This is a genomic window from Arcticibacterium sp. GJ41-1, from assembly GCF_055808875.1.
Genome location: NZ_CM147888.1, coordinates 4,235,810 through 4,255,071, shown reverse-complemented (window position 1 = coordinate 4,255,071; position 19,262 = coordinate 4,235,810). Strand labels below are relative to the sequence as shown.

Annotated in this window: 12 protein-coding genes; 9 read left to right on the top strand and 3 right to left on the bottom strand. The window is 37.2% G+C overall.

Annotated features, from left to right (window positions below; all coding sequences use genetic code 11):
• Positions 1–41 precede the first annotated feature (41 nt).
• From AC0L6O_RS17475 to AC0L6O_RS17465, 3 genes are all read left to right on the top strand, one after another.
• Entirely contained in the window at positions 42–1,985 is a 1,944-nt protein-coding gene (locus AC0L6O_RS17475) for a hypothetical protein (RefSeq protein ID WP_473304175.1), read from the top strand.
• Between the two features lie 118 nt (positions 1,986–2,103).
• Complete coding sequence (locus AC0L6O_RS17470; protein ID WP_473304173.1) at positions 2,104–5,538, top strand: hypothetical protein; 3,435 nt, start codon at positions 2,104–2,106, stop codon at positions 5,536–5,538.
• Between the two features lie 6 nt (positions 5,539–5,544).
• Complete coding sequence (locus tag AC0L6O_RS17465) at positions 5,545–7,473, top strand: autotransporter outer membrane beta-barrel domain-containing protein (RefSeq protein ID WP_473304172.1); 1,929 nt, start codon at positions 5,545–5,547, stop codon at positions 7,471–7,473.
• Between the two features lie 2 nt (positions 7,474–7,475).
• On the opposite strand, the gene AC0L6O_RS17460 is transcribed toward AC0L6O_RS17465, so the two are convergent.
• Together AC0L6O_RS17460 and AC0L6O_RS17455 are read right to left on the bottom strand one after the other, a co-directional pair.
• A complete protein-coding gene (locus AC0L6O_RS17460) occupies positions 7,476–8,108 on the bottom strand; it encodes a response regulator transcription factor (RefSeq protein WP_473304171.1) in 633 nt (210 codons plus the stop codon).
• Entirely contained in the window at positions 8,105–9,928 is a 1,824-nt protein-coding gene (locus AC0L6O_RS17455; RefSeq protein ID WP_473304169.1) for an ATP-binding protein, read from the bottom strand. Before AC0L6O_RS17455 ends, AC0L6O_RS17460 begins: the two co-directional genes overlap by 4 nt.
• A 146-nt stretch (positions 9,929–10,074) precedes the next feature.
• Between AC0L6O_RS17455 and AC0L6O_RS17450 the strand changes: the two genes are divergently transcribed.
• The 4 genes from AC0L6O_RS17450 to AC0L6O_RS17435 all read left to right on the top strand — a co-directional run bounded on the left by AC0L6O_RS17450 (position 10,075) and on the right by AC0L6O_RS17435 (position 14,299).
• Positions 10,075–11,871: a tail fiber domain-containing protein gene (locus AC0L6O_RS17450; RefSeq protein WP_473304167.1), complete on the top strand. Its 1,797-nt coding sequence runs from the start codon at positions 10,075–10,077 to the stop codon at positions 11,869–11,871.
• Between the two features lie 31 nt (positions 11,872–11,902).
• On the top strand, positions 11,903–13,090 hold the full coding sequence (locus AC0L6O_RS17445) for a tail fiber domain-containing protein (RefSeq protein ID WP_473304165.1): 1,188 nt from the start codon (positions 11,903–11,905) through the stop codon (positions 13,088–13,090).
• An 8-nt stretch (positions 13,091–13,098) separates the two neighbouring features.
• On the top strand, positions 13,099–13,422 hold the full coding sequence (locus AC0L6O_RS17440) for a LytR/AlgR family response regulator transcription factor (RefSeq protein ID WP_473304164.1): 324 nt from the start codon (positions 13,099–13,101) through the stop codon (positions 13,420–13,422).
• A 130-nt stretch (positions 13,423–13,552) separates the two neighbouring features.
• Positions 13,553–14,299, top strand: a complete 747-nt coding sequence (locus AC0L6O_RS17435) for an acyl-CoA desaturase (protein ID WP_473304163.1) — start codon at positions 13,553–13,555, stop codon at positions 14,297–14,299.
• Positions 14,300–14,359: 60 nt separating this feature from the next.
• Here the strand turns inward: AC0L6O_RS17435 and AC0L6O_RS17430 are convergent, their stop codons facing one another.
• Positions 14,360–14,785 (bottom strand): hypothetical protein, encoded by a 426-nt coding sequence (locus AC0L6O_RS17430; RefSeq protein ID WP_473304161.1) that lies wholly within the window; start codon positions 14,783–14,785, stop codon positions 14,360–14,362.
• 342 nt (positions 14,786–15,127) lie between these two features.
• Between AC0L6O_RS17430 and AC0L6O_RS17425 the strand changes: the two genes are divergently transcribed.
• Both AC0L6O_RS17425 and AC0L6O_RS17420 read left to right on the top strand, forming a co-directional pair.
• Positions 15,128–16,657, top strand: coding sequence for a SulP family inorganic anion transporter (locus tag AC0L6O_RS17425; RefSeq protein WP_473304160.1), 1,530 nt, complete (start codon positions 15,128–15,130; stop codon positions 16,655–16,657).
• Positions 16,658–17,007: 350 nt separating this feature from the next.
• On the top strand, positions 17,008–19,176 hold the full coding sequence (locus AC0L6O_RS17420) for a hypothetical protein (protein WP_473304158.1): 2,169 nt from the start codon (positions 17,008–17,010) through the stop codon (positions 19,174–19,176).
• The last annotated feature ends 86 nt before the right edge of the window (positions 19,177–19,262 follow it).

Below are 19,262 nucleotides of genomic sequence, written 5' to 3'. Positions count from 1 at the left end.
TGATACCTTAATTGTCTGTAATGTAGCCTTAATCAAGAATCATGAAAAAAGCACTCCTCATTTTAATACTCTTTCCATTTTTTAGCCATGCCCAAGTTGCTGTTTGGGATGGTGACTCAGATGGTGACGGTGATGGTTTAAAATGGGGCGACCCTCAGAACTGGGTAGCAGATGTTCTTCCAGAGAAAAAGGATATAGTTCAAATAGCTGGAGATAGTGTTGTAGTTTCGGATGAGGTGCTTATTGGGCAGTTAGAACTTCAGCCAGGGGCTATTTTGACAGTGTCGGATAAGAATTTTACAGTGGAACAAAGTGCGGGTGAAGGTGTGATTATTGACGGCTCTGCCAAATTATACGTTGCTTCTGAAATGAATATTCTAAAGTCAGCCTTGAACGCTATTGACCTACAAGCTAATGGTTCATTAATTATTAGGCAGGAAGGCGTTTTGTATATAGATGATGCAAATAGCTCGGGAATTAACGGAGTACCAGGAGATTATTTTATGAACGAAGGGCAGCTTATTATTGTGAATGTGGTTGGTAATGGTTTGGAGCTTAATGATTTCACAAATAAAGGAGAAATTCAGATTGAAAATATTGGCGGTGCTGCAGTCATAGTGTCTGGTGCTAATGGCGTAAATGAGGGTGATATATATACCTCAGAAGGAGTCTCTATTCAATGTAGCAACTCATTTACCAATACATCTTCAGCGACAATAAGAGCAAGTGGAACTATCAATGTTAGCTGTGATTTCTTAAATCAAGGTGAGCTAAATGCTAGGAACAGCTCTGGCATTGGACTTAGTTTGAGTACAAATCATACCTTGACAAATGAGGGAGATATAAAATTAAGACCTAGTCAGACCGATGCTTTGGTGTTGGATAACTCTTATGAATTATTCAATGAAAAAAGTGGGGTGATTTTATTAACGAGTGCAGCGGTAGGTACAGTTCCTGACAAATATATAATGACAATAGACGGTTCGGATACTAAGCTTACCAATCATGGTTTTATAAGTTTAGGCATTTTGGGGCGACGAGAAGGAATAAAGGTGAGTGACAGAGCCATAATAGAGAATGTTGGCGACTTTTACATAGGTGATTTTTACGGAAAGGGCTTAACATTTGGCATTAATGGTGCTAATACTATCGGATTAATTAATGCAGATACCGCTCATTTTGAGATAGGGAAAGGTGTTTTGACAGATGCGGTTGCTCTTGAGTTTAATAGTAAAGTTCAAATGACAAATGCCGCCTGTGCAGATTTTATTCTCGAAGATTCGCTTGCCTTGAAAGGCGTTTCAGGAATGAGTTTGACTAACGACGGCTTTTTGCAGTTAGAGCGTTTTTATAAAAAATCAAATGCCGCATTTACCAATTCAGGGGCTATCTATTTAGCAGATTCTGCCTTGGCTTTAGATTCACCTAATAGTATAATTGATAAAATAACTAATACGGGCATAGTGTATCATCCACTAGAGGCTCCTATTATAAGTGGTCTTACTGTTAGCCCTTTTTTAAGAAAGGCAAATTTCGCTAATGCAGACCTCGTTGGAAATACCGTTTTTGTACAAAATGGTAATGGTTTGCTTACACCTGTTGGTCAAATAAATACAAATACAAACAGCTGGACACCTCCTGCTTTTGCGGTAGGGAAAGACTCCGTCTTTTTTAATTATAGACCTAATGGCTCAGGTTGTGAGCTTCGCTCTTTGAGTATACCTTTTATAACTTTTTCAGATTGTCCATCGCCTACGGTTTTAACTTTTACAGGTAGTATCTCAGAAGACTGGCATACTGCAGGAAATTGGTCGGCTAATCAGGTACCACGCAAATGTGACGATGTCATTATCCCAAACGGTGAAAGGTGTGAAATAGCACCATCTTCTACAGTAGCTGCTAAGAGTATTTTAGTAGAAAACGGAGCTTATTTCTCAGCACCAACTGGCATTGTTGGCTTGATTGACCCAGAAGAAGGGAACTGATTTTAAAGCAGTTTATATGAATTATATGCCATCGACACAGTAAAACCTACCAACATTACAAAAAAATTGGTGATTGGATAGATGACTTTATAGATTGTGGTTCAATTAGCCAGAACCTATGAAACTATTTCTTCTCATTTTATTATTTCCCCTTTCTGTTTTTGCACAAACTATCACTTGGGATGGTGGAGGTGATGGCACTAATTGGGAAGATCCAGATAATTGGAACACTAACACGCTTCCATGCTCGGTTTGTGATGTGGCAATAGCAAATGCACAAGTAGTTTTTAGCTCAAGTTCTGAGGTGAGAAGTATAAGTATGTCAGGTGTGAGTAGTACTAGTCTCTTAATTAGTAAAGGGTCAGAGCTTAGCTTGAAAAACGCAATCTCAGATGGTCTTACAATAGAAGATAATGCGTCATGTTTAGTTTTAGGTGTGCTAAGCATTGAAAATGCATCTTCTCTAGGGGTTGAACTTGATAATGGAAGCATTGATGTACAAGATGATGGCTTTTTTCAAATTGATAACGCAGGAAGCAATTGCTTAAATATTGGTTCATCGGGAGCCTTTACTTTAGACGCTTTAAGTGGTAATCCAACATTAAACATCGAAACTTGCGTAGGGGCAGCCATAAATAACAATGGAAATTTTACCAATAACCTCGGTGAAGTGACCACAAGTAACTTAAACTTTATAGGAATATCCAATCAAGGAGCTTTCCAAAATAATGGAATTATTGAGTTAAATAGTCAGAGTCAAACAGGACTTCTAAATGCAGGTACGGCCGTTTTTTTTAATAATGTTAATGGCAATATTAATATATCAGGCGGTATAGACGGAATACTTAATTCAGCAACAATTACCAATAATGGCGAGATTAATATATCAAACCCTTCTGAGAATGGCATAGAGTCTAGTTTTGGTGTTATTCTGTCAGAAGGAGAAATAACCCTAAATAATGCAGGCCATAATGGTATGACTTTGACAGGAGGAGAGTTAAATAATCTTGGTCAGCTTGAAATTAACTCCCCGGCCTTAATTGGTATTTCAACAAGTACCAAAGTTAGTAATGGTGGCGAAATAGAAATTCAGGGTGTTTTTGAAAAAGGTATATTAAATACTGATAATACAGATTCATTTAAAAATGATGGAACCATACGGGTTTTTAAACCAGATGTTTATGGGGTTTATAACAGTGGAGAAACAAGTGTTTTTGAACAAGGGGGAGGCGGACGTATTTTTATAGAAGATGCGGCTGCTCATATTCGAAACTCGGGTCAGTTTGAGAATAAAGGCTCCATGGATTTAAGAAAAACTCCTTCTGGTAGTATTGGAGGTGTGGGAGTGATTCACGAGAATGCAAATGCCTCTTTTGTGAATGAAGGTGATATTACCATTGAAGATACTGGCAGTGGAATTCAAGCTGCGTTCGCTTCAACTACTTTTGAAAGTAAGCAAGGTTCCAGTATTACCATTAGGAGAGTTGGGACGGGAATTATTGTAGGCGACTCTTTTGTAAATGATGGTGCACTTACCATAGACCATGCCCAATCTTACCATATTCAGCTTGGATGCTCTGCCATTTTTGAAAATAAAACTAATGGCATAATGGACTTAGACTCCTTGGAAGGTGGCACAGCATTAGGGCTGTTTCAGAGTACTGGAACGTTTATTAATAGAGGACAGCTTGATATTGATGACAAATCGAATTCGTCGTTTTATTTTTTAGGAGCTACACTTCATAACTATGGCACCATAGATTTTAACGGAGAAGATTTCAATACTATAGAAAGCTTCCGAAACTTTTCAACTGGTATTATTACAGGAACTAACATATCGATTATTGGTGGAACCCTAACCAACAATGGACAACTGCTAGGTTTCAATAAAATAGTTGCAGATAACCTTATAAACTCGGGCCTGATTCATATTCCTTACGGTCAAATTAATGGAACGCCCATTCATAATTTGCCAAGTGGTACCATCCAAATAGACGATACAGAACCAAATACTTTTTCAACTATCAAAGGTGCTATAAGAGTAGAAGATAAATTAATTAATGAAGGCCTTATTGAAATAAATAGCTCTCCGCATAATGGTATTCAATTTAATGACAATGACTCCTTGATTAACTCTGGTAACATTGATATTAGCTATGTTGTTGGAACTGGCATCCAGCAAAAGGGAACGAATGGGGTCATAAAAAATAAAGCTGGTGGCTCGATTCAAATCAGTTATGCTGATGATTATGGTATTTATACAGAAACTGATTTTATTAATGAGGGCAACCTGAGCGTGGTCAATTCTCAAATTGGCTTAAGTATGCCTGCCTTTGGTGCTGGTGAAATCATAAACAGTGGCGATATAGAATTTAACAATGCCGCTCAGCAAGCTTTTTCAGGCTTTGATAAATTGACCAATATGCCAACGGGTTACATACTGGTGGAAGCTTGCGGAAATATATCTTCTGTGGAAGAGCTAGATAATGCTGGCGAACTAGAGTTTGTAAATACCTCTCATGGTATTAAAGCAAATCAAATATTAAATTCAGGAAATTTAAATGCAGTCAATGTTCCAAGTACCATTTTGAGTAACATTACTGCAGCACCAGGTCATACATTTACCAATACTGTTTCAGGAATAATAGATGTTCAGAATGTGACAGAGGGCGTTCACTTTGTTTACAGTCCATCAATTAATTATGGTCTTATAAAAATTGACGGAGCCACAATAGGCATAACTTCTCCAATCCAAAACTTTGGTAAAATAGAAGTAGCGAACTGTGCCACTGGGCTAACAGGAGGAGCTGTGAACAAAGACGGAGGAGAGATTTATCTTGATAATACGAGTAATAACTACATACCCATGAATGAGGCCTGCGGCTATATTAAGTCTACTAATGGGTACGAAATTAAAACAGAAAATCACGGTTTTATTAGCCACCCCGACCCTGTGAATGCCAATATACGAGTTAGTAACTATGGTGTTTTTGAAAATGTAAAGGGTATGAGACAAGGGCAAGCTGGCGGAGGAAGCCTATTCAATAATGATGGTTTAATGACAGGTAAAGTAAATGGTAAACCTTCTGTACTTGTCAAAGAATTAAACGCTATGAGAGCTCATTCAGGTTTTTCTGTTTCAAATAGCAATTTGTACACAGACGCATCACTATCCACTTTGGCAGGTGGTTTTGCAAGTATAGATAATTCTATTTCCTTAAATGCTGTAGGTGCCTTGGCTGATACTTTATATACCTCAGTAAACTACGGTTCAGGCTGTAATACAGTCATTAGAATTCCAGTTAGGCAAAATGCTGATTGTGGTGGAGTATACACTACAGCAACTAGTGCTAATGCAATTTCAACGAACTTTCAATGGCATGAGCCTCTTTCGTGGGTAGACAAGGTGGTGCCAGATGGATGTACAAACGTTTATTTAGGAACTCCACTTAAGATTCCTGCTAATTCAAAAGCAAGGGCTTATTCCGTTGAAATTTTACAAAACTTTAGTACTGGTGCTGGGGCTATTTTAGTAGTTGACCCTTTAAATTAAATCAAAATGACTAAATATATCCTCTGCTTACTACTTATAACGAGTGCAATGATTTCTAACGCTCAAGTTAAGACCTGGAACGGGAATGGGAATGGAATATCATGGAGTGATGCTAATAATTGGAGCCCTGTAGGTGTACCGCAGTCTTCTGACATAGCCGTTATTCAAGATGATAGCGTCTGGGCCACAGGTGGAGTTGAGGTTAGAGGGCTTATTTTAAATAATTACGGCATACTTAATTATGACACCACACCGATTTATGAGTTTGAAATTAACAATTCCCCTACGGATGGTCTTGTCATGCAAAATGATGCTAAATTTTATATAAATAGTAAAGTTAAAATTAGCAATAGCCTTTATACAGGCCTTAAAATGGAAGGAAACAATCAACTAATTATAGGAAATGATGGGATACTGGAAATAGGGCAAGTGGGAGGAAATGGGATTGAAAGTTCAGTGAATGCTTCTCTTGAAAACCATGGAGAAATAAGCATTGGAACTTATGACGATGATGGTTTAATAGCTTTTTCTGTAAACAACTTTGGCACTATAAATATAGGAGGCGGAGGTTTAAGAGCTGCCCAGATAGGGGGTGTAGGTTCTAAAAATAAGGGTGAAATGAATTTTGAAGGTTCTGTTGTTATGTTTCCATCTTCCACTTTTACTAATGAGGTGAATGCTAGTTTTACCTCTACCGGACTTTTAGTTGTATTAGGCACTTTTAATAATAAGGGCATGCTTCATTCAAACAGTTTAAGTTATGGGAGTTTGTCGGTAGGAGGGAATGGTAATTTTAATAATTTCGGGCAATTTCTCTTTAAATATTCTAATACCCATAATATAGTCATTGGAAATCAAGCGGAATTTGTGAATAAGGAAAATGGCCTAATAGAAAATCTTGACTCTACAGCCACTCCACTTCAAGATGTCTATGCTATTTCTATGTCAGGGGCAACATCTGCTTTGAACAATGAAGGCACTATAAACCTGAATTTAAATGGTATTAGGGAAGGGCTAAAGCTCTCAGGTGGCTCTAAACTTGGTAATACTGGAATTCTAAATATTAAAGGATATTATAAGTATGGCCTTTTGACGGAGGCATTGAGCACTACTGATTTGATTGTAGAAAATAGTAAATCGGCAGAGCTTATCATTGGTGCTGGAGCCACCAGTACTTCAACAGCTTTGGTAATTAATGATAAAAATAACTTGCAAAACGATGAGTGTTCTTCTGTTATTATAGAAGATTCTACTTCAATGCAAGGAAGCTCAAACACTAATATTGTCAATCTTGGTTATATGGAAATGGAAGTCTTAAACAAGGCAAATTCCCCAGAGTTTTATAATGCGGGTGCCATTTTTTTTACTTTGCAGCAAGACCCTTCTTCGGGCTATTTAAGTCAGTTTGATAATGAAGGTCTTATTTACAGCCAAAACCCGGTACAACTAGAAAGTGGTGTTCAGGTTTTCCCATTATTTGCAGGTTTTCACCCGGATGCAGCCCCTTATTTGTCAAATGCACTAGTGAAAGAAAATGGTGTATTTGTTAGTCCCGGAGATTATACACCAGAAGATAATGTTTTAAAAACCAATGCGTCTGCTTTTAGGAAAGACACCATCTATATAACTTATACATTCGGAGGGTGTGCCAGCAGAATACTTAAACTACCTTTTTATAAAAATCAAGTTTGGGATTGTAGTTCAGCACCAGCAGAAACCGTAACTTTTATGGGTCATGTAAATGAAAGTTGGCATAACTCAGACAACTGGTCAAATAATGAACTTCCAAGAGCGTGTGATAAGGTCATAATTCCGAATGGTCAACGATGCGAGATAGACCCAGCAAACACGGTGCAGGCTAAAAGCATTTTAGTAGAAAGCGGAGCATACTTTTTGGCTCCTACAGGAGTGGTAGGCTTATTTGACCCTAATTAAGCCTACCCAATGCCATTCATTAAGGCAAATTTTACCATACCTACGGTATTGTTTACGCCAAGCTTTACAATGATGTTTTTTCGGTGCGTATCTACTGTTCCTGTGCTTAGGAAAAGCTTTTTTGCAATCTCGGCATTACTCATTTCTTGGCATATAAGTTTCAATATTTCTAACTCTCTAGGACTTAAAATTTGACTTACTTTGTGATTTGTGACGGTGTTTGTTTGCTCAGTTTTGGTGGAGTAATATATGTCTGGGCTGAAGTATGTGCCACCATTAGCTACTTTTTTTATTGCACTTATGAGTTGCTCTACAGCCACATCTTTCAGAATATATCCCTGAATATCTTCTTTCTCAAGTCTTCTCATTATCCTGCTTCCACGTAACATGGTCAAATACAGAATGGGCGTATGAGGCTGTTTCAAACGAATTGATTTTAGTAAGTCTTCGGCTGAAATATCTGGTAGCTGAACATCTAATAGAAGGAGGTCAACTTCTAAGTTTTCAATTTCATTTAAGAGTGCTTCGCCATTAGAAAACGTATTGACTATAATAATATCCTCCTGCTTACTCAGAATGCTTTCAGTCCCTTGCAGAAAAAGCTCATGGTCGTCTAAAATGGCTATTCTAATCATGCTAATGGTATGGCTAAAGTAAATGTGGAACCCTTTCCATCAGTACTCTTAAGACTAATTGTTCCACCTAACTCTTCCGAGATTCTTTTGACTATAAATAATCCTAAGCCATTACTGGTTTCTTTTTGAGTAGGTTTTACGCTTGTTTGACCGTACTTGTTAAATAGCTTATGTTGCTCTTCTTTTGGTATACCTTGGCCGAAATCTTCTATTTCAAAGTATAACATATTGTTTTCTTCAAAAGTAGTCAGGAGTATTTTTGACTTTTCGTAGGAGAATTTTAAAGCATTGGAAAGAAGGTTTTCTAAAGCTCTATAAAGCATTTCACCATCAGTGAGTATTTGTTCTCGGTTTTGTTTTACCTCTACTTCTATTGCAATGTTTTTGGCGGCGGCCATAGGCTGAAATTGTCCTATCAAAGTTCTTAAAAGACCTGAGAGGTTTACTTCTGTCAATTCAATATCCTTTATCTCGTTTTTGTCAATCAAGAGAATGTTTTTGATACTCTTAAGTCCATTAACCGCAGTTTGACTTATTTCTTCACTTAAAGTTTTCACTTCTGTCAAATTTTCGGAAAGGGCTATACGCTGAGCCCAAATTTTTATGGCCGAAAATGGATTACTAAGGTCATGCGTGACAATAGACATCAGTGTGTTTTTCTCTGTGTTTAGCTGAATTAAACTATTGTTTTGAGCTGCTATCAATTTGTTCTTTTGTCTGTTTTTTAAATAAAACCATGTTATAAAGGAGCTAAGAAGTATTAAAGCTAAGATACCTGTCAAGTACGCTATTTGTCTAGTTTTTATGGTTTTAAGCTCAGTGCTAAGAAGGCTGTTTTCTAATGCACGCTGTTTGGCATTATAACTCTCTGTAAGCTCTGCTATTTTGGTGTTCGTACTTTGGTTTATAATCTTGGCGTTAAATTCGTCGCTTTTTACTAAAGACTGAAAAGCCTTTTTATGTCTATTGGTTTCATCATATAGTAGAGCTAAAGCATAATGAGATTCTTTTTGTTTATCGGCCGAACCTGATTCTTCAGCTTCTTTTAAGGCTGCCAAAAGATACTCTTCGCTTTCTAGATGTCTATTTAGCCCATTTAGAATACCTCCCATATTCAGCAGGTTGTACCATAAATCTTGTTTGTTTTCAGCCTCGTCGAGAAAATCTAAATTTGCTTTGGTGAGTTTATAAGCTTCGTGAAACCTATCTTGCTTAATGAGCAGTTTACTCATGTTTATGCGGAGGTTTGCCACCCCTTTTTCGTCTTGAAGTTTTTCCTTTATCGCTAGTGCCTTTTGATATACTATGACGGCACTGTCTATCTTCCCTAGGTTATTAAAACATATGCCCAAATTGTTGTAAAAAATAGAGAGCTTCTTTTGATTTAAATCCTCTATGTTTGACTTATTGATAAAGGTTGTTAACAGGGCTTTGGCTGCCTCATATTGTCTGGTGGTGATGTATATATAAACCAAATCGCCAATAGCCGACATTTGGTCATCTGAGTTTCCATAGCTTTTGGTTTTGCTCAGAAACTGTAAAAAATAATCTGTAGCCTCCGGGATTTTTTCCTCAAACTCTTCATGCAAACCTCTTAACCTTAGAGAATAAGCTTCTGCCCTCGGGATGTTGGGGATTTGCCCAATATTTTCTGCCCAGATAAGAAGTGAGTCTTTCTTGTTACTATCAAAGAACGGGGCTTTACTTATAAATTTCTCTAACTCGGCTTCTGTTTTTTGCCCATTACAATGAAAATGGATAGACACAAGAAAGAGGGTATACATTATCAATTTAGACTGTCTTGTAAGAAGTGATAACATACTTTTTGAGAGGTATTAGAGGTAAAAGGGTAAATCAAAAATACTCTAAAAATGACGACTGAGGCAATACTGAAGAAAAATACCCTTTTACGGTATGTTTTGACTTTGATTAAAACTTGAAGTTTGTTGAAACAAAATATGTTGTCATGAAAATATTAAAAACACTGGTGTTCTATCTTTTATCTTTCACTTCAGTTATAGCTCAGTCCATTATCTTAGACCCATACGGGCAGTCAATAAATGGAGATATAGAAGGCGTTTATCAATTGGATGTAAACTCTGGAGGTTTTTTAGTGAAGCCTAAATATGATGAAGATAACGATCAAGAGGATTTTTCTTCCTATTCAATGAGTTGTTCTGCAGAATTTTTTACTACTGCAGAAAATGGCATATTAAGTGACCCTAGCGGTGCAGCATCTTACACGCCTTCTGTTGTATATGACTGCTCCTATAAAATCGAAAGCACAGTTTCTAATTTTGTCGGATTTAGAATTAAGTTTGATTTGCTTGACATTGATGCTTTAGGAGATTATATGACCATTGAAGATTATAGTACTGGAGAAGTTCTGTACAGGCTATCAGGTTCTATTTTGCCGTCGGATGAGTTAATAATACCTAATAAGGAGCTTAGGATACGATTTAAAACCGATGGCGATAGTCAAGTTGGGAGTGGCTTTAATTTTCAATGGACCACTATAAAAGAAAACCCAAAAGCCCATACGGAAGGTTACCTGGGCGGAAATGTATTAAAGTTTGACTTATATGACGGCTCCTTTTTGGGAGGTAATAGCACCAAAAATATGAGTGATAGTTTGGGTCAATATGCTTTTTCATTTGGGGATGGAAATAGAGCTTTTGGAATAAGAAGTGTTGCCATAGGCTTAGAAAATAAGTCATTTTCTGATAATTCTGTATCTATTGGTGCTTTTAATGTGGCCGATTCAACGAATACCACTGCTATTGGTTATACTTCACAGGCATTAGGCAAATTCTCTACAGCCATAGGCTTTAATTCTAAAAGTTCTGCATACGGTTCTATGGCTTTGGGCTTTCAATCTACCAGTTCTGGTGCCTATTCATTTGCAAGTACTTTTGGTACGGCCAGCGGCAATAGTTCTTTTGCTCATGGTAATAACAGTGAGGCGTCCAATACTGGTAGCATGGCTATGGGCTTTGCGTCAAAAGCAGAGGGTTATAGAGCGACTGCCATAGGGAATTATGTAAGTGCTCGTGATTCTTTCTCAGTAGCCTTGGGTTATAATTCATATGCTTCTGGTAAATATGCATTAGGTTTTTGTAACACTTGCCATGCTAGCGGTCCATATTCCTCTGTACTGGGAAACTCTATGAGCACAAATAACAAAGAAGGAACATTTATGATAGGGGATTCTCCAAACGGGGCTACTCCTCATTATGCTAATGTTTCAAATAGAATGATTACAAGGTTTAGAAATGGTTATTATTTCTACACAAATGCAGCTAATACCATTGGGGTGAAATTACTAGCTGGAGATAATTCCTGGTCTACAGCTTCAGACAGTACTTTAAAAGAAAACTTCATCCCATCGAACAGTGAAGAAGTGCTTGACGCGGTAGCTCAAATGCGGGTAGGTACATGGAATTATAAAACGCAAGACCCTTCAAAATACCGCCACTGGGGAGTGATGGCTCAAGACTTTTATCATCACTTCGGTAAAGATAAATATGGAACCGTTGGTTCAGACACACTTATAGCTTCTGCTGATTTTGATGGGGTGGCATTTGCAGCCATTAAAGCTTTGGAGGAGCGTACGAGGGAGTTGTTTGAAGAACTGAATACCGAAAGAATTTGGAGGGAAGCCTTACAAAAAGAACTGAAAGAACTTAATGATAAACAAGCCGCCACGCTTAGTCTTATTTATGATAGACTTGAAATTAAAGAAAAATTCGTCACAAAAAAGTAATCCAATATATCAACATTAAAGCCTTAAAATCATGTCAAAAATTTATCTTTTTCTTTCTATTAGTTTATTCTCTTTTTCTTGTTTTGCCCAATCTGTTTTGATTACACCTGGAAGCCAAACTTTAAATGGCGACAGTACCAATGAATTTCAATTGGATGTTTATGGAAACGGTATTGTGGTTCAAGAAATAGAAGGCATACCTAACAAATCGCCTGCAAATGTAGTGGATGGCAATAAAATGGTTTATGATGCTTACTTAAATAGGTTTGTTATTTCGCAAGGAGCTAAAATGCAGTACGATAGTAGCGGAAGAAATTCCTTCTCGGTAGGAAATGGTTCTCTTGCTAAAGATTATGGAAGTATAACACTTGGTGATTCCTGCTTAGCGGATGGGCATAAAGCTATAGCTATAGGTCATTCTGCCACTGCTACTGGGCATCAAAGCATCGCCATAGGGAATGATGTTACCAGTAGTGGGTCTCATTCATATACATTCGGTTTAAATGCCACGGCTACCAGTGGAGGCTCAATTGCCATTGGCTATAACTCCCTTTCTTCGGGAACACATGCCAAGGCTTTTTGTAGTTATTGTGAAGCATCAGGCTCTTATTCAACAAGCATGGGTGGTAATATGGATACCAATAATAAGGAAGGAACCTTCATGATTGGTGATTCGCCAATTGGCGTAAGTAATCATAGTGCCAATGTATCTAACAGAATGATTACTCGGTTTAGAAACGGCTATTATTTTTATACCAATGGAACTGCTACGGTAGGGGCAAAGATGCTTGCTGGAGATAACTCCTGGTCTACAGCTTCAGACAGTACCTTAAAAGAAAACTTTATTCCTTCTAATAACGATAAAGTACTAAACGCTGTAGCTCAAATGCGGGTAGGTACTTGGAATTATAAAACGCAAGACCCTTCAAAATACCGCCACTGGGGAGTAATGGCTCAGGACTTTTATCATCACTTTGGTAAAGATATATATGGCAGCATTGGTTCAGACACACTTATAGCTTCTGCTGATTTTGATGGGGTGGCATTTGCCGCCATTAAAGCTTTGGAGGAAAGAACAAGAGTATTGCAAGAAGAAAATGAAGCTTTGAAAGGTTTAGTTAAGAACAATGCCATGGAATTAAACAAGTACGCTGTTTTAAGTGAAGAGTTAAATGAACTGAAAAAGATGCTGCAAGTGTCTTTGGTGAAAAATAGATAATCCACAAAATGAAAACTAACAAAAGCATACATTTAGGCGGAAGGCTGTCTGCCTATCCTGAAGAACTATTGGCTCTAAAAGCCGACATTAATTATACCACGCTTCTATTTAAAAACGGTGACTCTAAAATAGTGGCTACTACCCTTAAAGCTTTAGAAGCAAGGTTATCCTCTTTTGGGTTTTATAGGGTACATAAAAGCTCCATGGTTAATGTGAAGTATATCAAAAAGGTCTTTCAAAGTGATGATAAACTCTTTGTAAGACTTAGTAACAAAGAGATATTTGAGGTTTCACGAAGAAGGCAATCTGGGATGCATTCTTTTTTTATCTGATTTTACTTTAGTTTTTTTATTTTTATTTAGAGAAATATTTAACCTTTCTGACCAACCTGATTAATATCATTTTATTTAGCTTAATCGTCTTCTAGTTTTGTATCTCAATCATTCCACTTGAGATTTTCAAATGATAATAATCGCTTTCTTTTTAGCTCACTGGTATCTGTCGCTTTTTGCACAAACCTTCTTTCTGCATAGATACGCTGCTCATAAAATGTTTACCATGAGCCCTTTCATGGAGAAGCTTTTTTATGTGTTGACCTTCATTTTTCAGGGTTCTTCATTTCTTAGTCCGTATGCTTACGGGGTTATGCACAGGCTACATCATGCTCATGCAGATACTGCTCAAGACCCACATTCTCCTTCATTTTCGAAAAACCTTTTTGACATGATGTGGAAGACCAAAAACTATTATAACACTATTCTTCATAAACAAGACAGCATAGAGCCTAAGTTTAAAAAGAATGTACCTCACTGGGCATTTATGGAAAAACTTGGCGATTCATGGATAATGCGTTTGGCTTGGGGAGCTTTTTATATCTGGTTTTATGTTCAGTTTGCAGACCACTGGGCGTACTTCCTACTACTTCCTATTCATTTTTTAATGGGACCAGTTCACGGAGTTATTATTAACTGGTATGCTCATAAATATGGCTATAGAAACTTTGATGTGAATGACACCGCCAGAAACCTTTTACCAGTAGATGTTTTGATGATGGGAGAAAGCTATCATAACAACCATCACAAGTTTGGCGGCAGAGCCAATTTTGGAATTAAATGGCATGAATTAGACCCCACGTACCCCATAATAAAGATTTTAGATGCGATACACCTTATAAAACTAAAGCCAAACAACGACCTAAACTATATGTAGATTGATAGTAGACTAGAAATCGAAAACGCCTGTTGCACTTGCAGCAGGTGTTTTTTTTGTTTACAATTCCTCTTTTAGGACTGTATCGGTTTTCTTTGCTTTTGAGGTGAACCATGCTGTACCAAAAAGGTAAAGCATTAGCGTTGGTAATAAAATCAAACCCCAAACAAATGGTTTTCCGGTTCGGGCATATGCTCCGCTACTGAATTTGTAAATTACCTGTGCTAAAATAAAAAGAGAAAGGACTGTGCAAGCCCATAGTAGATATTTAGACCATGCTTTAGCTCTGTTTTTTTCTATCAAATAAGTGATTCCAACACATATTCCGAGTGTTATGAAAACGGTGATAAAGGCACTCGGGAAGTTCTTAATCATGCTGTATTTGAAAATAAATACGCCAAGTTTACCTATCAGGTTGGGATGGCTAATGAGGTAAGCGTCTGTTATACCAAGTATAATTATGGCTCCAATATTTTTAAGATTCATAGAATTAATTACAGACTTAAAATAGTGATTTTGAATAATACAAATCATCAAACGATGGTGCTTCTTTATTATTAGGGAGCAAGGCAGAAATAGATTAAGAAGCACTTTTATATTATTGTAAATAATTTAATTAAGTAGGGCTTCTTTTAAGAAATGCCTTAATTTTACGACATCTAAGAATGATAAGGAAAGAAACAACATACATTTTGAATTTGCCTGTGGCTAATCCGCATTAGCATACTATTTCAGACCTACCTTTATAGCTCTACCAGAGCTAGCTAAATCATTATATTCATTAAATTTTATTTATATAAATGTTAATTCATTTATAGTGTTTTTACTATGAAAAAGTATTTAAACTTATTCGACTTTAAACAAAAAATCGATTATAAAACAGAGGTTTTATCAGGCTTAACTGTGGCCTTGGCTTTAGTGCCTGAAGCTGTAGCTTTTGCCTTAATAGCAGGATTGTCTCCGCTAACCGGGCTTTATGCGGCTTTTGTAATGGGTTTGGTCACCTCAATATTGGGCGGAAGGCCAGGCATGATTTCAGGAGCTACTGGAGCGGTGGCTGTGGTGGTTGTAGCCTTATCTATCTCTCATGGGCCTGAATATATATTTGCCACGGTGATTTTGGCGGGTATCATTCAAGTTTTGGCAGGATTGTTTAGGTTAGGGAAATTGATGCGATTAGTACCTCATCCAGTGATTTTCGGTTTTGTAAATGGTTTGGCCATCATCATTTTTATGTCTCAGTTAGACCAGTTTAAAGATGCCTCAGGAAATTGGTTGACAGGGCAGTCTTTATATATATTACTCGGTTTGGTATTATTCACTATGCTTATAATTTGGGGATTGCCTAAACTTACTAGAGCCATTCCTGCTTCGCTGGTTGCCATTTTAGCTGTTTTTGGAATTGTTTTAGTTTTTGGAATTGACACCAAAACGGTTGGAGATATTGCTTCTATTCAGGGTGGTTTTCCTCCATTTCATATCCCTAATGTACCTTTCAGCTTTGATACCCTAGTTTTGATTTTCCCTTATGCAGCTATCATGGCGGGTGTAGGATTAATTGAAAGTTTGTTGACCTTAAATATTATTGATGAAATTACCGAAACGCGTGGTAGAGGTAATAAAGAAGCGGTGGCTCAGGGTGCTGCCAATATTTTGTCAGGCATGTTTTCTGGTATGGGAGGCTGTGCTATGTTGGGGCAAAGCCTTATCAATATTTCAAACGGAGCCAGGGCTAGGCTTTCAGGAATAGTGGCAGCCGTGGCCTTATTATTATTTGTAATGTTTGGAGCAAGCTTGATAGAGCAATTGCCCATGGCAGCTCTTACTGGCTTAATGATTATGGTAGCCATCGGGACTTTTGAGTGGGCCAGTTTAAGGACATTTAATAAAATGCCTAAATCGGATATTTTTGTCTTGGTAACAGTAACTTTAGTAACGGTATTTCTGCATAATTTGGCTTTAGCCGTAGTAGTGGGTGTAATTATAGCGGCATTAGTTTTTGCGTATGATAGTGCTAGGCGTATTAGAGCAAGGAAATCAATAGACGAGCAAGGCGTAAAACATTACGAAATATATGGTCCATTGTTTTTTGCTTCGGTAACCGCTTTTAATGAGAAGTTTGATATTCTTAACGACCCAGACGAGGTAGTGATTGATTTTAAAGAGAGTAGAGTGGTTGACATGTCGGCCATTGAAGCATTAAATAAAATTACAGAACGCTATTTGAAAGTGGGTAAGAAAGTGCATTTACGCCACTTGAGCCCTGACTGTAAGCTGTTATTGAAAAATGCCGATGATATAATTGAGGTAAACGTATTGGAAGACCCAACGTATCATATTATGGCAGATAAAATATAAGCTCTCTTCTTGGTAGACCATTTGAAAGCACCTATTACATCTGTTTAGGTGCTTTTTTTGTAGTAGGGTGTCAAAGCTATAACGGCACGTTTTCCATTTTACGGTCAATAAATCCCTATTTACACGATGGCATTTAAATGTTCAGCATAGTAACTTTAATCATGAAAAAGATCATGATGTTGCTTCTGATGAGTTTGCCCATTTTAGTCAATGCTTAAAGCATTATTTGGACAGGTGACGGTGATGGCCTGTCTTGGTCTGATGTTAATAATTGGAACACTTTTACACTTCCAAAAAGTACAGATGATGTTCTTATTGCGGCCTCAGATCCTGCAAAGGATAGTGTATCAATGACGCTAGCTAGTGTGACTATTAAAAGTCTGGAAATTGATAAAAATAACTACCTGCGTATATCCGCAGGCACCACTTTTAAAATAGCCTTTTCCACTGGTACTTCATGTGACTTAGAAGGTGGTAATCTAATCAATAGAGGTGACCTTTTGATAGAGGACGCGGGAACTAACGGCATTGTGGTAGGCTTGGGCCAAAGTTTACAAAACCTTGGGTTTGGACTAATTCAAACAGATAGAGTTAATGAGATTGGGATAAGTAATAAAGGCACTTTTACTGTGGCACAAAATGCTATTGTAGATTTGAGGACTTGCCATGTTGAATTTATCAATAATGAAGGCTTTTTTCAAAACAATGGCACTTTCAAGACTCATTATTATACCAATGCTCAAGCTTTTGCTAACACAGGCACTTTCCTGAATAAGGGGCTTTATTACCATGATGGCAGCTTATCCGTCTTATTAGTTTCGGGCCAAGGTTATGTTGAAAACCAAGGCGAGTTCAGTTTTGTAGGAATGCAGGTTCATAGCTTGCAAGTTGTGGGTAATGAAGCCAAATTTGAGAATAGTACCACGGGTATAATGAATTTGAATGGCTTAATTGAGATAAAAGACGGAGGGACTTTAGTCAATAAAAATTACATTAAGAATTCGGCTGCTACCGTTATTTCCATCTTAGGCGATTCGGCCACAATGGTAAATGAAGACACCCTTTATATTTTCGAAACTGGTTATAAATCAATCAATTTAGCCCAGAATTCGTTTTTTTATAATGACGGGATAATTCTTATTGACTCGCTGAATGCACCTTTTGAGCAAATTATCAATGTGGATAGCTCTACTTTTGTAAATAATGGAACATTGAAAATGGATTTGGCTCATAAGTCCACCGCTCTCTCCATTAAAAAGCACGGCCTATTCAAAAATAATGGGTCTTTTCTCCTCTCAAACTTAGGGCATGATAGTGGTTCGGGCGTAATTAATTATGTGTATGGAATACATATTGTTTCTGGAAAATTAGAACAAACTGGTAATGCTGAGCTCATTCTGGATAGTCTTACTTCTAATACGAGCTATTACTACGCTATTGGGAATTTTGATAGCCTGGTAAATAATGGTATGATTTTATTAAAAAGAATACCTAAAGCCATTTATAATTTTGGAGGATATACAGAAAATAATGGAACGCTAGAGTTTCGGAAAATCAAAGAAAAAGCTTATTCTGATATTGCCGCAGCCTTGTTTATAAACAATGGGAATTTGAATATCAAGAACAGTTCTTCTGAAAGTATCTTGATTCAAATTCAAGGTAGCTTTGAAAATAATCATAAGGTTAAATTCACAAATACTACTTCAACTAATCGTAGTATTTGGAGTACAGGGAATTTTTATAATGACGGACTTATAGAGTTTGATGAGTCAACTGAAGGGGAAATGGCTATGACCGGAGGACGCTTTACGAATGATTCGTGTGGTGTGCTTAAGTCTTATGTAAGGATTCAAATAAGCTTTAATGTAGCTACACCTTATGACTCTGCCGTTAATTATGGACTTATTCAGAACTACCATATAGATCCCTTTAATAATATCCATGAAATGTCTGATTTGATAAATAGGGGAGTTTTCTTAAATACTTCAGGTTCAATCAATTTCCAAGGAATAAATTCAGGGTATATTTCAAGGAAATTAAGTGGTCGTATATCTTCGGGAATTGCCGAAAGTCCAATCTTCCGAGCGGGTTCTTCGCCCTCATCCTTAGAAACTAACTTTTATTATGATTCGGCTTTAAGCATTTTGGCAGGAACTTTTAATAACAATGCTCTTACAGGTTCTACAGAAAATAGCGGTGCATTTTCACTCTTTTTTACCACAAGCCATAAACCTTCCTGTCCCTTGAAAACATTTGAATTAGAATGGGAGGAGATGGAGCCTTGTAGTTCTGTGGCTACTAATACATTTACAGGAACGCTCTCTAATGATTGGTTCAAAGATGAAAACTGGGACTTAAATTACGTACCCACTAATTGCTCAAATGTTATTATACCTGCCGGGAAAAGTGTAGTTGTTGAGCAGCCCTTTCGGGCAAAAGCTAATAAAATTGAAACTGTAAATGGAGCGGTATTAGATATTCATGCAGGTTCTATTCTCGATGCTGGGAATGGTTTCTAGAATTCTATTTTACGGTTTATTTACCCCTATTTACACGATGTTTTTGCTTTAAGTAATTCTTGAACTTTGATTATCAAATGTTTAAG

Bases quoted from the DNA above. Each gene is read 5' to 3' on its own strand.
- AC0L6O_RS17450 (WP_473304167.1), top strand. From the start codon at position 10,075: ATGAAAATATTAAAAACACTGGTGTTCTATCTTTTATCTTTCACTTCA.
- AC0L6O_RS17455 (WP_473304169.1), bottom strand. From the start codon at position 9,928: ATGTTATCACTTCTTACAAGACAGTCTAAATTGATAATGTATACCCTC.
- AC0L6O_RS17420 (WP_473304158.1), top strand. From the start codon at position 17,008: ATGACGCTAGCTAGTGTGACTATTAAAAGTCTGGAAATTGATAAAAAT.
- AC0L6O_RS17435 (WP_473304163.1), top strand. From the start codon at position 13,553: ATGATAATAATCGCTTTCTTTTTAGCTCACTGGTATCTGTCGCTTTTT.
- AC0L6O_RS17475 (WP_473304175.1), top strand. From the start codon at position 42: ATGAAAAAAGCACTCCTCATTTTAATACTCTTTCCATTTTTTAGCCAT.
- AC0L6O_RS17425 (WP_473304160.1), top strand. From the start codon at position 15,128: ATGAAAAAGTATTTAAACTTATTCGACTTTAAACAAAAAATCGATTAT.
- AC0L6O_RS17430 (WP_473304161.1), bottom strand. From the start codon at position 14,785: ATGAATCTTAAAAATATTGGAGCCATAATTATACTTGGTATAACAGAC.
- AC0L6O_RS17470 (WP_473304173.1), top strand. From the start codon at position 2,104: ATGAAACTATTTCTTCTCATTTTATTATTTCCCCTTTCTGTTTTTGCA.
- AC0L6O_RS17440 (WP_473304164.1), top strand. From the start codon at position 13,099: ATGAAAACTAACAAAAGCATACATTTAGGCGGAAGGCTGTCTGCCTAT.
- AC0L6O_RS17445 (WP_473304165.1), top strand. From the start codon at position 11,903: ATGTCAAAAATTTATCTTTTTCTTTCTATTAGTTTATTCTCTTTTTCT.
- AC0L6O_RS17465 (WP_473304172.1), top strand. From the start codon at position 5,545: ATGACTAAATATATCCTCTGCTTACTACTTATAACGAGTGCAATGATT.
- AC0L6O_RS17460 (WP_473304171.1), bottom strand. From the start codon at position 8,108: ATGATTAGAATAGCCATTTTAGACGACCATGAGCTTTTTCTGCAAGGG.